The 14883-nt window shown below is 49.9% G+C and carries 13 protein-coding genes; 6 read left to right on the top strand and 7 right to left on the bottom strand.

The features are described from left to right. Window position 1 precedes the first annotated feature (1 nt). From gudP to syd, 5 genes are all read right to left on the bottom strand, one after another. Window positions 2-1354, bottom strand: coding sequence for a galactarate/glucarate/glycerate transporter GudP (gene gudP / locus HBM92_RS05430; RefSeq protein WP_000097098.1), 1353 nt, complete (start codon window positions 1352-1354; stop codon window positions 2-4). Between the two features lie 432 nt (window positions 1355-1786). Next, on the bottom strand, window positions 1787-2236 hold the full coding sequence (locus HBM92_RS05425) for a flavodoxin (RefSeq protein WP_000807752.1): 450 nt from the start codon (window positions 2234-2236) through the stop codon (window positions 1787-1789). Window positions 2237-2253: 17 nt separating this feature from the next. Beyond that, window positions 2254-3036, bottom strand: a complete 783-nt coding sequence (gene truC / locus HBM92_RS05420; RefSeq protein WP_000889999.1) for a tRNA pseudouridine(65) synthase TruC — start codon at window positions 3034-3036, stop codon at window positions 2254-2256. Beyond that, window positions 3036-3365 carry a YqcC family protein gene (locus tag HBM92_RS05415; protein WP_000206983.1) on the bottom strand — a complete coding sequence of 110 codons (330 nt, stop codon included), beginning with the start codon at window positions 3363-3365 and terminating at the stop codon, window positions 3036-3038. Before HBM92_RS05415 ends, truC begins: the two co-directional genes overlap by 1 nt. A gap of 621 nt (window positions 3366-3986) precedes the next feature. Further along, window positions 3987-4532, bottom strand: coding sequence for a SecY-interacting protein (gene syd, locus HBM92_RS05410; RefSeq protein ID WP_000342431.1), 546 nt, complete (start codon window positions 4530-4532; stop codon window positions 3987-3989). Between the two features lie 67 nt (window positions 4533-4599). On the opposite strand from syd, the gene queF reads away from it, so the two are divergent. The 5 genes from queF (at window position 4600) to xni (ending at window position 11062) form a co-directional block, all read left to right on the top strand. After that, on the top strand, window positions 4600-5448 hold the full coding sequence (gene queF, locus HBM92_RS05405) for an NADPH-dependent 7-cyano-7-deazaguanine reductase QueF (RefSeq protein ID WP_000100429.1): 849 nt from the start codon (window positions 4600-4602) through the stop codon (window positions 5446-5448). Between the two features lie 111 nt (window positions 5449-5559). Further along, a complete protein-coding gene (gene ppnN / locus HBM92_RS05400) occupies window positions 5560-6924 on the top strand; it encodes a nucleotide 5'-monophosphate nucleosidase PpnN (protein ID WP_000627995.1) in 1365 nt (454 codons plus the stop codon). A 556-nt stretch (window positions 6925-7480) separates the two neighbouring features. Continuing rightward, a complete protein-coding gene (sdaC, locus tag HBM92_RS05395; RefSeq protein WP_000450473.1) occupies window positions 7481-8770 on the top strand; it encodes an HAAAP family serine/threonine permease SdaC in 1290 nt (429 codons plus the stop codon). 57 nt (window positions 8771-8827) lie between these two features. Then, on the top strand, window positions 8828-10195 hold the full coding sequence (sdaB, locus tag HBM92_RS05390) for an L-serine ammonia-lyase II (RefSeq protein WP_000626404.1): 1368 nt from the start codon (window positions 8828-8830) through the stop codon (window positions 10193-10195). A 111-nt stretch (window positions 10196-10306) separates the two neighbouring features. Then, on the top strand, window positions 10307-11062 hold the full coding sequence (xni, locus tag HBM92_RS05385; RefSeq protein ID WP_001296330.1) for a flap endonuclease Xni: 756 nt from the start codon (window positions 10307-10309) through the stop codon (window positions 11060-11062). Window positions 11063-11166: 104 nt separating this feature from the next. Here the strand turns inward: xni and fucO are convergent, their stop codons facing one another. Then, complete coding sequence (fucO, locus tag HBM92_RS05380) at window positions 11167-12315, bottom strand: lactaldehyde reductase (RefSeq protein WP_001350150.1); 1149 nt, start codon at window positions 12313-12315, stop codon at window positions 11167-11169. A 27-nt stretch (window positions 12316-12342) separates the two neighbouring features. Beyond that, on the bottom strand, window positions 12343-12990 hold the full coding sequence (gene fucA, locus HBM92_RS05375) for an L-fuculose-phosphate aldolase (RefSeq protein WP_000440772.1): 648 nt from the start codon (window positions 12988-12990) through the stop codon (window positions 12343-12345). A 546-nt stretch (window positions 12991-13536) separates the two neighbouring features. On the opposite strand from fucA, the gene fucP reads away from it, so the two are divergent. Then, on the top strand, window positions 13537-14853 hold the full coding sequence (gene fucP, locus HBM92_RS05370) for an L-fucose:H+ symporter permease (RefSeq protein WP_000528587.1): 1317 nt from the start codon (window positions 13537-13539) through the stop codon (window positions 14851-14853). The last annotated feature ends 30 nt before the right edge of the window (window positions 14854-14883 follow it).

Raw genomic sequence — 14883 nt, 5'->3', positions numbered from 1 at the left:
CTTATTGCCCCGCGACAGGTTTCAGCTCAATACGCTTGATATCGCCCACCAGCACCAGGTAGCTGAGTACCGCGATTAAGGCATGAACACCAACATAAATCAGCGCCCCATTAAAGGAGCCAGTCGTGCCAACGATATAACCAATTGCGATTGGCGTGACGATGCCAGAAATGTTACCAAACATGTTAAACAGGCCACCGGAAAGACCGCTGATCTCTTTTGGCGCAGTATCAGCCATTACAGCCCAACCCAGCGCACCGATCCCCTTACCGAAGAAGGCCAGCGCCATAAAGCCGATGATCATCCACTCAACGTTGACGTAGTTGCAGAACACCATCACCATCGACAGCAACATGCCCATCACGATCGGTGTTTTACGCGCAATGTTCAGTGAACCCGTGCGACGCATCAGCCAGTCGGAAATAATCCCCCCCAACACACCGCCGATAAAACCGCAAACCGCCGGAACAGAAGCCACAAAGCCTGCTTTCAGAATCGACATCCCGCGCGCCTGCACCAGATAAACCGGGAACCAGGTAATAAAAAAGTAAGTCAGGGCGTTGATACAGTACTGACCGATATAAACGCCGATCATCATCCGTGACCCGAGCAGCTGTTTGATCTGCCCCCACTTCACGCTGAACGGCACTTTAACTTTGGTGTTTTGCTGATCCATATTGATCAGCGCGCCACCCGTGGCGATGTACTCCAGCTCTTTCTGATTTACGCCCGGATGTTGATTTGGCTCGTGGATGACTTTCAACCAGATAAAGCTGATGACAATGCCCAGACCGCCCATAAAGAAGAAGACGTGTGACCAGCCCACTTCATGAGTCAACCAGCCCATAATCGGCGCGAAGATAACCGTTGCGAAGTATTGGGCGGAGTTAAAAATCGACACCGCCGTTCCCCTTTCCTGCGCCGGAAACCAGGCCGCAACAATGCGGCTGTTGCCAGGGAAAGAGGGCGCTTCAGCAAGCCCGACCAGGAAGCGCAGTGTAAACAGGGCAACGATAATGCCGAATCCACTAAAGATATCGACGAAGCCTTGCAGCAAGGTAAACATCGACCAGATAAAGATCGACCAGAAGTAGACGCGTTTTGAACCAAAACGATCCAGCAACCAGCCACCAGGGATCTGCCCGATAACATACGCCCATGAGAAGGCAGAGAACACATAGCCCATTCCCACGGGATCAAGGCCGATATCTTTGGCCATTTCCGAACCGGCAATAGAAAGCGTAGCGCGGTCGCCGTAGTTGAAGGATGTGACGATAAACAACATCACCACTATCCAGTAACGAGCATTCGTGCGTTTTTCCACACTGCTCGCAGCCTGACTTAAAGAACTCATTGTTGCACTCCTGAAAATTCGCGTTAGCCACGCTCACTCTGGACTGCGACATCGCAGGAAATCAGAGGTGACGTAGGGTGTTTTTGCCGTTTTTATAGGTCGTTCGCCGAATACGGCGCGTGTTTATATCTGGCAATAGCAGTATAAAAAGCGCGCCATAGCGGCTCACCGTGCAACAACACAACATTAATGCGTTCAATGAGGCCCGATTTTGGCATTAGCCCTGGACGGTGGAATCCACTTCACGGAAATGAAAACAAGAACAAGAAAGGAAGGGTTAAAACGAAGAAATAAAGAAGAGTATGAAATGGATCGCTTGACTCCAGGCAAACGCCAGTAAAAATCCGCGCTATGAAGCAGTTTTTACTGGCATTTGCCTGAAAAGATTCGATTCAGCACCGCTAAAACGGCATTTACCGCTCGCTGAACATATCAGGACAACATCGTGCCCCAATGTTCAACCCACGGATTTGATTCCGTTTCCGGTTCCGGGTTCTCACTGGCGTCAATCAACAGCATTTCGCCAACCCGCTGAGCGCTCTGTTCCTGCAACAAGGCATCGAACTGTTTGCCGCCATTGCAGAAATTCACATAACTACTGTCGCCGAGCGCAATCACGCCATAACGCAGATTCGGCTGGAAGCCCAGACTATCTTTGATTCCCTGAAAGAGTGGCACAATGCTATCAGGAAGGTCGCCCTGCCCGGTCGTGGACGTAACCACCAGAACATACTTATCCTGATAGGGCAGCCAGTCGCTTAATTCAGGATCTTCAAATACCGTTGCTTTGTGGCCCTGCGCGGTCAGAATCGCTTCCGCTTCTTCGGCCACTAACAGTGAATTCCCGTACATGGTGCCGACAAAAATACCAATTTCCGCCATACCGTTTTCTCCCTGGATTAGGAACTTATCTCTCCATCCTGACCCGATGGCGCACTGAACTCAACCCTTTCATTTTCAGGAAGCAGACCGCGCCAGCCAAATTGTGATAATGCCTGCATCCAGGTGTCGTCCAGGCCCGCGTGAATAGCCAGCGGCTCGCCAGTAAAAGGATGCGTCAATGACAACTGACTGGCATGCAGCATTAACCGCTGAAGGCCAAAATGCTCAGCGCCGCTGCGATTCTGGCGTAAATCACCATGTTTGCTGTCGCCAATAATCGGGTGCCGCAAATGGGCAAGATGGCGACGAAGCTGGTGCTTGCGTCCAGTTTTCGGCTCCAGTTCCACCAGGCCGTAGCGCGTGGTCGGGTAACGTCCGGTCGCTACCGGCATTTCTACGGTCGCCAGACCGCGATAATGCGTCACTGCTGGCTGCGGGCCTTTATCTTCGCGGGCAAATTTATCAGCGATTTTGTCCAGTTCTTCCACCAGTGGATAATCCAGCACCGCTTCTTCCATCAACCAGCCACGCACAATCGCATGGTAACGTTTCTGGATTTGGTGCTGTTCAAACTGTTGTGCCAGCAGCCGTCCGGCTTCGCTGGATAATCCCATCAACAACACACCAGAAGTTGGTCGGTCCAGACGATGAGCAGTAAAAACATGCTGGCCTATCTGGTCACGCACGGTTTGCATGACCACTACTTTCTCGTCGCGATCCAGCCAGCTGCGGTGAACCAGCCAGCCGGAGGGTTTATTTACCGCAACCAGCCATTCATCCTGATAGAGTATTTCCAGCATTAGCTCGCATCATCCGCAAAAAGAGCATCCAGTTTCTCCAGCTCAGCCAAAATAAGCGCGCGTTGCGGATGATCAGTCGCCAGCGCCATTTCATAATAGGGCGCAACAGCAAAAGCGCCCGGTAACGGCTGGTTGTTATCTAACAAATCGTGCATTCGCGGGATCAGCACCCACTGCAACCACTCCAGTGGTTCCATGGTGTCCATAAAGAACGGTTGAGTACTGTTAAATTGATGCGGCAGGGGTTCATCGTTTCGCCAGTGCTGATGTTCACGCAGTAACGCTTCAAGCGCCTGCAACTGGAGACGAACGCGGTCATGAGTGGTCATAAAGCAACCTCAATAAGAAAAACTGCCGCGAAGAATAGCAGGAATAAAAAAAGGGAGCACTGTATTCACAGTGCTCCCGGTTCGTTTCGCAGCATTCCGGCTACTTTTGTTGCTCCCTGCTCATCCTTGACAACTTTTCCTCTGGCCTTGCGGCCAATCGTTCATCCTGAACTATTGCTTCCTGCTCACACCACCCCGATGTGATACTTCATCCTGAAGTGTTCCTGGCCTTCCTGACCCACCGAATCATCCTGACCGGTTCTCATTCTCCATCCTGGAGGTGTCCTTTAACGCGTCCTGCGTCATCCTCTTCGCTTCATCCAGAAGCCTTTCCCTGAAACACCATCCTGGTGTGTCCTTCAGAAGTGTCATCATCCTGATGTTCACTTCGTTGTCTGACTCCCTGTCGACGAAGATAGAATCGTCTTTTTCTCGAAGTCTTACAAGGCGCTTACAGACAATGCCTTAAGGAAAATTTCATATGAAAGTTAAGAATTAACAAGCAACATGTTGTTTTTAAATGAGAATAACGATTCTTATCTTTTTAAGTATTCGCTTATTTCCTGGCGATCTCCTACAGAGTCTGTAAGAGATCTCTCACAACCAGATGGGGTATTTGGATTACAGAAGAGGCTTAAGTTGATTAAGGAATTCCGCAAGATTTGAGGCTAAATGCGTCCGTTTACGTGTTCCTAGCGTCTCTTTGCACACTTCACCGGAGAGATTACACACCGAGATGACCTCTAACTCTTCTTCCAGCGTCGCGATAAATAGCGTGGGCGGCAGTTTTAGCCTTTTCTGAGTCACCAGATGACCAATCAGATTTTCCTGCACCCGACGGAAGTCGTCTTCACTCCAGGTTTGCAGCAATGTCAGTTTGATATCGCCAAACTGCGCGTGCATATCCCCGGCAAACTGAGTCGTATAAAAGGTATGAATCGTGGGTTGTATCACAATATCAAAAGCGCGTTCAACCGCGTTTACATTTTGTTCCCCGGTAAACGGCTGGGGTTGCCAGTATACGGCATCTTCGGTAGTTGAAATAATGCACGGTGAAGGAACGCCGTACAGTTCCTCACTTAACGGCCAGCTTTTATGCTCTTCATGCCACGCATCGCAGTAGCGTGCAGTAAAATCTTTCAGGGCTTGTGCGGTCAAATCGTCCACTAATTTCTCTCTTCACTTAAACCAGATACACTTGTCGTTTAGTTTATCTGGTTTATGACGGTGAAACATGTCTTCTTATGCAAACCATCAGGCACTTGCGGGCCTGACTCTTGGAAAATCAACCGATTACCGGGATACCTATGACGCCAGCCTACTGCAAGGCGTTCCACGCAGCCTGAATCGCGACCCGCTGGGTCTGAAAGCGGATAACCTGCCTTTTCACGGTACGGATATCTGGACGCTGTATGAACTTTCCTGGCTGAATGCGAAAGGTTTGCCGCAGGTCGCTGTCGGTCATGTTGAACTTGATTACACCAGCGTAAATCTGATTGAGTCGAAGAGTTTTAAGCTCTATCTCAACAGTTTTAACCAGACGCGTTTTAATAACTGGGATGAGGTGCGCCAGACGCTGGAGCGCGACTTAAGCACTTGCGCCCAGGGTAAGGTTAGCGTGGCGTTATATCGTCTTGATGAACTGGAAGGCCAGCCGATAGGTCATTTCAATGGCACCTGCATTGATGACCAGGATATCACTATCGATAACTATGAATTCACTACTGACTATCTGGAGAATGCCACCAGCGGTGAAAAAGTAGTGGAAGAGACGCTTGTCAGCCACCTGCTGAAATCAAACTGCCTGATCACCCATCAACCAGATTGGGGTTCGATCCAAATTCAGTATCGTGGACGCCAAATTGACAGAGAAAAACTGCTGCGTTACCTGGTCTCTTTCCGTCATCACAACGAGTTCCACGAACAGTGCGTGGAACGCATCTTTAATGACCTGTTACGCTTCTGCCAGCCAGAAAAATTGAGCGTTTACGCACGTTATACCCGTCGTGGCGGTCTGGACATTAACCCGTGGCGCAGTAATAACGATTTTGTCCCATCGACCACAAGACTGGTTCGGCAATAAATTTTTTCTCAATTTTGCGTGCTGGATTCACGCAGAAGGTTGTGAAAGGTCAGCAGGCAGGGCTATTGTAATCAAAGGGAATGACGATATTCGTCCCATAAGGAGTTTTTCTTGATTACACATATTAGCCCGCTTGGCTCCATGGATATGTTGTCGCAGCTGGAAGTGGATATGCTTAAACGCACCGCCAGCAGCGACCTCTATCAACTGTTTCGCAACTGTTCACTTGCCGTACTGAACTCCGGTAGTTTGACCGATAACAGCAAAGAATTGCTGTCTCGTTTTGAAAATTTCGATATTAACGTCCTGCGCCGTGAACGCGGCGTAAAGCTGGAACTGATAAATCCCCCGGAAGAGGCTTTTGTCGATGGGCGAATTATTCGCGCTTTGCAGGCCAACTTGTTCGCGGTTCTGCGTGACATTCTCTTCGTTTATGGGCAAATTCATAACACCGTTCGTTTTCCCAACCTGAATCTCGACAACTCCGTCCACATCACTAACCTGGTCTTTTCCATCTTGCGTAACGCTCGCGCGCTGCATGTCGGTGAAGCGCCAAATATGGTGGTCTGCTGGGGCGGTCACTCAATTAACGAAAACGAGTATTTGTATGCCCGTCGCGTCGGGAACCAGCTGGGCCTGCGTGAGCTGAATATCTGCACCGGCTGTGGTCCGGGAGCGATGGAAGCTCCGATGAAAGGTGCTGCGGTCGGACACGCGCAGCAGCGTTACAAAGACAGTCGCTTTATTGGTATGACAGAGCCGTCGATTATCGCCGCTGAACCGCCTAACCCGCTGGTCAACGAATTGATCATCATGCCAGATATCGAAAAACGTCTGGAAGCGTTTGTCCGTATCGCTCACGGTATCATTATCTTCCCTGGCGGTGTGGGTACAGCAGAAGAGTTGCTGTATTTGCTGGGAATTTTAATGAACCCGGCCAACAAAGATCAGGTTTTACCATTGATCCTCACCGGCCCGAAAGAGAGCGCCGACTACTTCCGCGTACTGGACGAGTTTGTCGTGCATACGCTGGGTGAAAACGCGCGCCGCCATTACCGCATCATCATTGATGACGCCGCTGAAGTCGCTCGTCAGATGAAAAAATCGATGCCGCTGGTGAAAGAAAATCGCCGCGACACTGGTGACGCTTACAGCTTTAACTGGTCAATGCGCATTGCGCCAGATTTGCAAATGCCGTTTGAGCCGTCTCACGAGAATATGGCTAATCTGAAGCTTTACCCGGATCAACCCGTTGAAGTGCTGGCTGCCGACCTGCGCCGTGCGTTCTCCGGTATTGTGGCGGGTAATGTAAAAGAAGTCGGTATTCGCGCCATTGAAGAGTTTGGTCCTTACAAAATCAACGGCGATAAAGAAATTATGCGTCGTATGGACGACCTGCTACAGGGTTTTGTTGCCCAGCATCGTATGAAGTTGCCAGGCTCAGCCTACATCCCTTGCTACGAAATCTGCACGTAATCTCCCCTCCCCCGGTGACGTTTGTTGCCGGGTTTTCTCGTTTTTGGTCACTTACTCATCAACTCATTTCATTTGTTATATGAATGTTTCCTACCACCCTCACGCGACAAATATCACCACAGTTAATATGTCATACAATTTATGTTGAAACGCAAACGTTTCCCTATTTTCATAAACCACATTTTATCGCCATGAAAAAGAAATTATCGCCATGATTAACTAAAAGTATTGATTTTTTCAGTTCAACCTACATATATTGCGCGCCCCGTAAGAAGTCAGATGTCGTTTAATGGGTAAATATTGCCCTTAAATTCTCTTTTACTTTTGATTTACAGAGTAAAGCGTTGGGATTATCTATCTTCCAAGTAGATTATTGTATTTGGGATCAAGATCACTGATAGATACATAACTTGTGTGTATCTTTCCGCCCTCAAATTATTACGGTGGAAAATGATTAAGCCATCGCCGATAGACAGATTTCATTTTTACGGTCAGGCACCTTCCCGGGCTGAACTGGCTAAAAGCTGAATTATTTGCATTCCTCCAGGAGAAATAGATGGAAACGACTCAAACCAGCACGATTGCGTCGAAAGACTCTCGTAGTGCCTGGCGCAAGACAGACACCATGTGGATGCTGGGCCTTTACGGCACGGCAATCGGCGCGGGCGTGCTGTTCCTGCCAATCAACGCTGGTGTTGGCGGTATGATCCCGCTGATCATCATGGCTATCCTTGCGTTCCCGATGACGTTTTTTGCTCACCGCGGCCTGACTCGCTTCGTACTGTCTGGTAAAAACCCGGGCGAAGACATCACCGAGGTTGTAGAAGAACACTTTGGTATTGGCGCAGGTAAACTGATTACCCTGCTCTACTTCTTCGCTATCTACCCGATCCTGCTGGTTTATAGCGTGGCAATCACCAATACAGTTGAAAGCTTCATGTCTCACCAGCTGGGTATGACGCCACCGCCGCGTGCGATTCTGTCGCTGATCCTGATCGTGGGTATGATGACCATCGTTCGCTTCGGTGAGCAAATGATCGTTAAGGCGATGAGTATTCTGGTATTCCCGTTTGTTGGCGTACTGATGCTGCTGGCTCTGTACTTGATCCCGCAGTGGAACGGCGCAGCACTGGAAACGCTGTCTCTGGACACTGCATCTGCAACCGGAAACGGTCTGTGGATGACACTGTGGCTGGCAATTCCGGTAATGGTGTTCTCGTTCAACCACTCTCCGATCATCTCTTCTTTCGCCGTTGCGAAGCGTGAAGAGTACGGCGATATGGCAGAACAGAAATGCTCGAAGATCCTGGCATTCGCACACATCATGATGGTGCTGACCGTAATGTTCTTCGTCTTCAGCTGCGTACTGAGCCTGACTCCGGCAGACCTGGCTGCGGCTAAAGAGCAGAACATCTCGATTCTGTCTTACCTGGCTAACCACTTTAACGCGCCGATCATCGCGTGGATGGCTCCGATTATCGCGATTATCGCTATCACCAAATCCTTCCTCGGCCACTACCTGGGCGCACGTGAAGGCTTCAACGGTATGGTGATTAAATCTCTGCGTGGTAAAGGTAAGTCTATCGAAATCAACAAGCTGAACCGTATCACTGCGCTGTTCATGCTGGTAACGACCTGGATTGTTGCCACCCTGAACCCGAGCATCCTGGGTATGATTGAAACCCTGGGCGGCCCAATCATCGCGATGATCCTGTTCCTGATGCCGATGTACGCAATTCAGAAAGTACCGGCAATGCGTAAATACAGCGGTCACATCAGCAACGTATTCGTTGTCGTGATGGGTCTGATTGCAATCTCCGCAATCTTCTACTCTCTGTTCAGCTAAGTCCTTTCGCGCCGCTTTCGGGCGGCGCTTCCTCCGTTTTAACGCGATGTATTTCCTATGATTAGCGTATTCGATATTTTCAAAATCGGCATTGGCCCTTCCAGTTCTCATACCGTTGGACCAATGAAAGCGGGTAAACAATTTACCGACGATCTGATTGCCCGTAACCTGCTTAAAGACGTGACCCGCGTGGTGGTTGACGTGTACGGCTCGCTCTCTCTGACCGGTAAAGGCCACCACACAGATATCGCCATAATTATGGGTCTGGCGGGTAACCTGCCGGATACCGTGGATATCGATTCCATCCCTGGTTTTATTCAGGATGTGAATACTCATGGTCGCCTGATGCTGGCAAACGGTCAGCATGAAGTGGAGTTCCCGGTTGATCAGTGCATGAACTTCCATGCCGACAACCTTTCTCTGCATGAAAACGGTATGCGCATTACCGCGCTGGCGGGCGATAAAGTCGTTTACAGCCAGACTTATTACTCTATCGGCGGTGGCTTTATTGTTGATGAAGAACATTTTGGTCAGCAGGATAGCGCACCGGTTGAAGTTCCTTATCCGTACAGTTCAGCAGCCGATCTGCAAAAACATTGTCAGGAAACCGGGCTGTCACTCTCTGGCCTGATGATGAAAAACGAGCTGGCGCTGCACAGCAAAGAAGAGCTGGAACAGCACCTGGCGAACGTCTGGGAAGTCATGCGTGGCGGTATTGAGCGCGGTATTTCTACCGAAGGCGTGTTACCTGGCAAACTGCGCGTTCCACGCCGTGCTGCGGCACTACGCCGGATGCTGGTCAGCCAGGATAAAACCACCACTGACCCGATGGCGGTTGTTGACTGGATCAACATGTTTGCACTGGCAGTGAACGAAGAGAATGCTGCTGGCGGTCGCGTGGTGACTGCGCCGACTAACGGTGCGTGCGGGATTATTCCGGCCGTGCTGGCGTACTACGACAAGTTTATCCGCGAAGTGAACGCTAACTCACTGGCTCGTTACCTGCTGGTAGCCAGCGCCATTGGTTCTCTTTATAAGATGAACGCCTCGATTTCTGGTGCCGAAGTCGGCTGCCAGGGTGAAGTCGGCGTGGCGTGCTCAATGGCGGCAGCTGGTCTGGCAGAACTGTTAGGCGCAAGCCCAGCGCAGGTATGCATCGCGGCGGAAATCGCCATGGAGCACAACCTCGGTCTGACGTGTGACCCGGTCGCCGGGCAGGTACAGGTGCCGTGCATCGAGCGTAACGCCATTGCGGCAGTGAAAGCAGTAAACGCTGCACGTATGGCGCTGCGCCGTACCAGCGAGCCACGCGTCTGCCTCGACAAAGTTATCGAAACCATGTACGAAACAGGTAAAGATATGAACGCCAAGTACCGTGAAACGTCTCGCGGCGGCCTGGCAATGAAAATCGTTGCCTGCGATTAATCGCTCTCCAGAGGCCTCTTTTTGCGAGGCCTCTTCCCGATTTCTCATCCAGCCATAGCCTGTTCTGGCATCGAATGTTACCCTTATCGCCTGATCTTTAAGGGGGTTATCGTGGCTGTTCATTTGCTTATTGTCGATGCACTGAATCTTATTCGTCGCATTCATGCCGTTCAGGGTTCGCCCTGTGTCGAAACCTGCCAGCACGCGCTCGATCAGCTCATTATGCACAGCCAGCCAACCCACGCGGTCGCCGTTTTTGATGATGAAAACCGCAGTAGCGGCTGGCGTCATCAGCGTTTACCAGATTACAAAGCGGGTCGACCGCCAATGCCGGAAGAGTTGCACAACGAGATGCCTGCATTACGCGCCGCCTTTGAGCAACGCGGCGTCCCGTGCTGGTCCGCCAGCGGCAACGAAGCCGATGACTTAGCCGCCACGCTGGCGGTCAAAGTGACACAGGCCGGGCATCAGGCAACGATTGTTTCGACAGATAAAGGCTACTGTCAGTTACTTTCACCGACATTACGTATTCGTGATTACTTCCAGAAACGTTGGCTGGATGCGCCATTTATCGATAAAGAATTTGGCGTTCAACCGCAGCAGTTGCCCGATTACTGGGGGCTTGCGGGGATCAGCAGTTCAAAGGTACCGGGTGTTGCAGGGATCGGACCAAAAAGCGCCACACAGCTACTGGTCGAGTTTCAGAGTCTGGAAGGGATATATGAGAATCTGGATGCGGTTGCCGAAAAGTGGCGCAAAAAATTAGAAACCCATAAAGAGATGGCGTTTCTGTGCCGCGATATTGCCCGCTTACAAACCGATTTGCATATCGACGGCAATTTACAGCAATTGCGGTTGGTAAGGTAACGGCGTGCCGGATGCAAACGATTATCAACACATTGAATTTAATGCACTTATATGCCGGATAAGACGCGGCTAGCGTCGCATCCGGCATTATCACATCAGCGCATTTACCAGGCGGTATGGTAAAGCTCTACAATATCCTCAAGCGTTGCTTCACGCGGGTTGCCACCGGTACAAACATCATCCAGTGCCGCCTGCGCCAGTGCCGGAATGTCTTCCTTGCGTACACCAACATCACGTAAATGTGGCGGAATACCGACATCACGGTTGAGAGCAAACACCGCTTCAACAGCGGCATTACGCGCCTCTTCCAGGCTCATACCTTCCACTTTCACGCCCATAACGCGCGCGATATCGCGGTACTTCTCACCGGTAAAGTCAGCGTTATAGCGCATGACATGCGGTAACAGGATGGCATTTGCAACACCGTGTGGCGTGTTGTAAAACGCGCCCAGTGGATGCGCCATACCATGCACCAACCCTAACCCAACATTCGAGAATCCCATACCCGCAACATACTGCCCGAGCGCCATTTCTTCTCCGGCATCCTTATCACCAGCAACCGATCCTCGCAGCGCCCCAGCAATGATTTCAATCGCTTTAATGTGCAGCGCATCGGTTAGCGCCCACGCGCCACGGGTAATATACCCCTCAATAGCATGAGTGAGCGCATCGACACCCGTCGCGGCTTTCAGCGCTGGAGGCATACCATCCATCATGTCAGCGTCAATAAACGCCACCTGCGGGATATCATGCGGATCAACGCAAACAAACTTGCGCCGTTTCTCTTCGTCAGTGATCACGTAGTTAATGGTCACTTCTGCCGCAGTGCCTGCTGTGGTGGGGATTGCCAGAATCGGTACACTGGGTTTATTGGTCGGGGAAAGCCCTTCCAGGCTACGCACATCGGCAAACTCCGGGTTGTTGCTGATAATGCCAATCGCTTTACACGTATCCTGTGGAGAACCACCACCAATAGCGATCAGGTAATCCGCGCCGCTATTCTGGAATACATCGAGCCCTTCTTTGACGACAGTAATTGTTGGGTTAGGTACTACGCCGTCGTAAATCGCCCATGCCAGTCCTGCCGCATCCATCTTATCGATCACTTTCGCCACCACGCCGCATTGCACCAGCGTTTTATCGGTGACGATCAGCGCCTTCTGATAACCACGGCGTTTCACCTCATCGGTTAAAGACCCAACAGCCCCCCGACCAAACCATGCCGTTTCGTTCAGAATCATTCTGTTAGCCATCATCCTTCTCCTTGTTGCTTTACGAAATTACTCTTCAATCCGTAACCCGTAGGTTTTGAATTTCTCCAGCACTACGGCAATCTCTTCATCGCTCAGCACTGGCACCGGGTCCGTAATCGCCAGGGTCGTCAGGTAAAGTTGTGCCAGCACTTCAACTTCATGCGCCAGCCATAACGCTTTCTCCAGATTCGCCTCACAAGCGATAAGCCCATGATGTTGTAACAAAGTTGCCTTACGATTTTTGAGAGCCAGCGCAACATGTTCAGAAAGTTCGCGTGTTCCAAAGGTCGCATAAGGCGCGCAAGGAATAGAATTACCGCCAGCCGCCGCAATCATGTAGTGAATCGCGGGGATCGGTCGGTTAAGAATGGAAACTGCCGTACAATGAACGGCATGATTGTGAACAACCGCGTTGGCATCCGGTCTGCTTTGATAGGCCGCCATATGGAAACGCCACTCGCTTGAGGGGAGTTTTCCTTCCTCATGTTTGCCGTTGCCATCAATAAAGACAATATGCGACTCCGTCAGTTTTTCATATGGAATACCTGTAGGCGTAATCAGCATCCCATCCTGATAACGTACACTGACGTTACCCGCTGTCCCCTGGTTCAGCCCCAGGCGAGTCATTTCCAGGCAAGTGTCAATAATCTGACGAGCAAGTTTATTTCGTTCCATTAGCTACCTCTCTCTGATTCAAAACAGGGCAATAATGTTGTTCCTTTCACACTATTGAATTAGCCGTTTAATTACCCACCATCTTCTTCCTGATTAACCAGAAAGAAATTCACAAGCTTATATTTTGTGACCTGGTTCAACTAATCACAGTAAATAACTGCAAGTTCTCTTTTTATAACTCCATTAAAAATGACCGCTCTTAAAAATATTTATCAAAACGGTCATTTTTCTACTCCTCCCTGCCAGGAATGCCCGTTTTCGGCACAAACAATTAATACGGTCATCTGGTTTGTGTTTTTTATGATTTATTTTCTGAAACGGGCATGAAATTTCGATTATTAAAGTGATGGTAGTCACATAAAGTCACCTTCCGGCTAATAAGTGTGACCGCCGTCATATTACAGAGCGTTTTTTATTTGAAAATGAATCCATGAGTTCATTTCAGACAGGCAAATATTCACTGATATGAAGCCCGAACTCGCTGGTTTTGCACTTTTGAAAACATAACCGATTACGTGCTTAAGCTTCTGAACCTAAGAGGATGCTATGGGAAACACATCAATACAAACGCAGAGTTACCGTGCGGTAGATAAAGATGCAGGGCAAAGCAGAAGTTACATTATTCCATTCGCGCTGCTGTGCTCACTGTTTTTTCTTTGGGCGGTAGCCAATAACCTTAACGACATTTTATTGCCTCAATTCCAGCAGGCTTTTACGCTGACAAATTTCCAGGCTGGCCTGATCCAATCGGCCTTTTACTTTGGTTATTTCATTATCCCAATCCCTGCCGGGATATTGATGAAAAAACTCAGTTATAAAGCAGGGATTATTACCGGATTGTTTTTATATGCTTTCGGCGCTGCATTATTCTGGCCCGCCGCAGAAATAATGAACTACACCTTGTTTTTAGTTGGCCTATTTATTATTGCAGCCGGATTAGGTTGTCTGGAAACTGCCGCAAACCCTTTTGTTACGGTATTAGGGCCGGAAAGCAGTGGTCACTTCCGCTTAAATCTTGCGCAAACATTTAACTCATTTGGCGCAATTATCGCGGTTGTCTTTGGGCAAAGTCTTATTTTGTCTAACGTGCCACATCAATCGCAAGACGTTCTCGATAAAATGTCTCCAGAGCAATTGAGTGCGTATAAACACAGCCTGGTATTATCGGTACAGACACCTTATATGATCATCGTGGCTATCGTGTTACTGGTCGCCCTGCTGATCATGCTGACGAAATTCCCGGCATTGCAGAGTGATAATCACAGTGACGCCAAACAAGGATCGTTCTCCGCATCGCTTTCTCGCCTGGCGCGTATTCGCCACTGGCGCTGGGCAGTATTAGCGCAATTCTGCTACGTCGGCGCACAAACAGCCTGCTGGAGCTATTTGATTCGCTACGCTGTAGAAGAAATTCCAGGTATGACAGCAGGCTTTGCCGCTAACTATTTAACCGGAACCATGGTGTGCTTCTTTATTGGTCGTTTCACCGGTACCTGGCTCATCAGTCGCTTCGCACCACACAAAGTCCTGGCAGCCTACGCATTAATCGCTATGGCACTGTGCCTGATCTCAGCCTTCGCTGGCGGTCATGTGGGTTTAATAGCCCTGACTTTATGCAGTGCCTTTATGTCGATTCAGTACCCAACAATCTTCTCTCTGGGCATTAAGAATCTCGGCCAGGACACCAAATACGGTTCGTCCTTCATCGTTATGACCATTATTGGCGGCGGTATTGTCACTCCGGTCATGGGGTTTGTCAGTGACGCAGCGGGCAACATCCCCACTGCCGAACTGATCCCGGCACTCTGCTTCGCAGTCATCTTTATCTTTGCCCGTTTCCGTTCTCAAACGGCAACTAACTGAACATATTTTCCGAATAAAGTGAGGAATCAG

This window comes from Escherichia sp. E.sYA108 (genome assembly GCF_011754335.1).
GTDB classification, from domain to species: Bacteria; Pseudomonadota; Gammaproteobacteria; order Enterobacterales; family Enterobacteriaceae; genus Escherichia; species Escherichia coli.
Note: the sequence above shows the minus strand (reverse complement) of the source record. Positions and strands in the feature narration are given on the sequence as shown.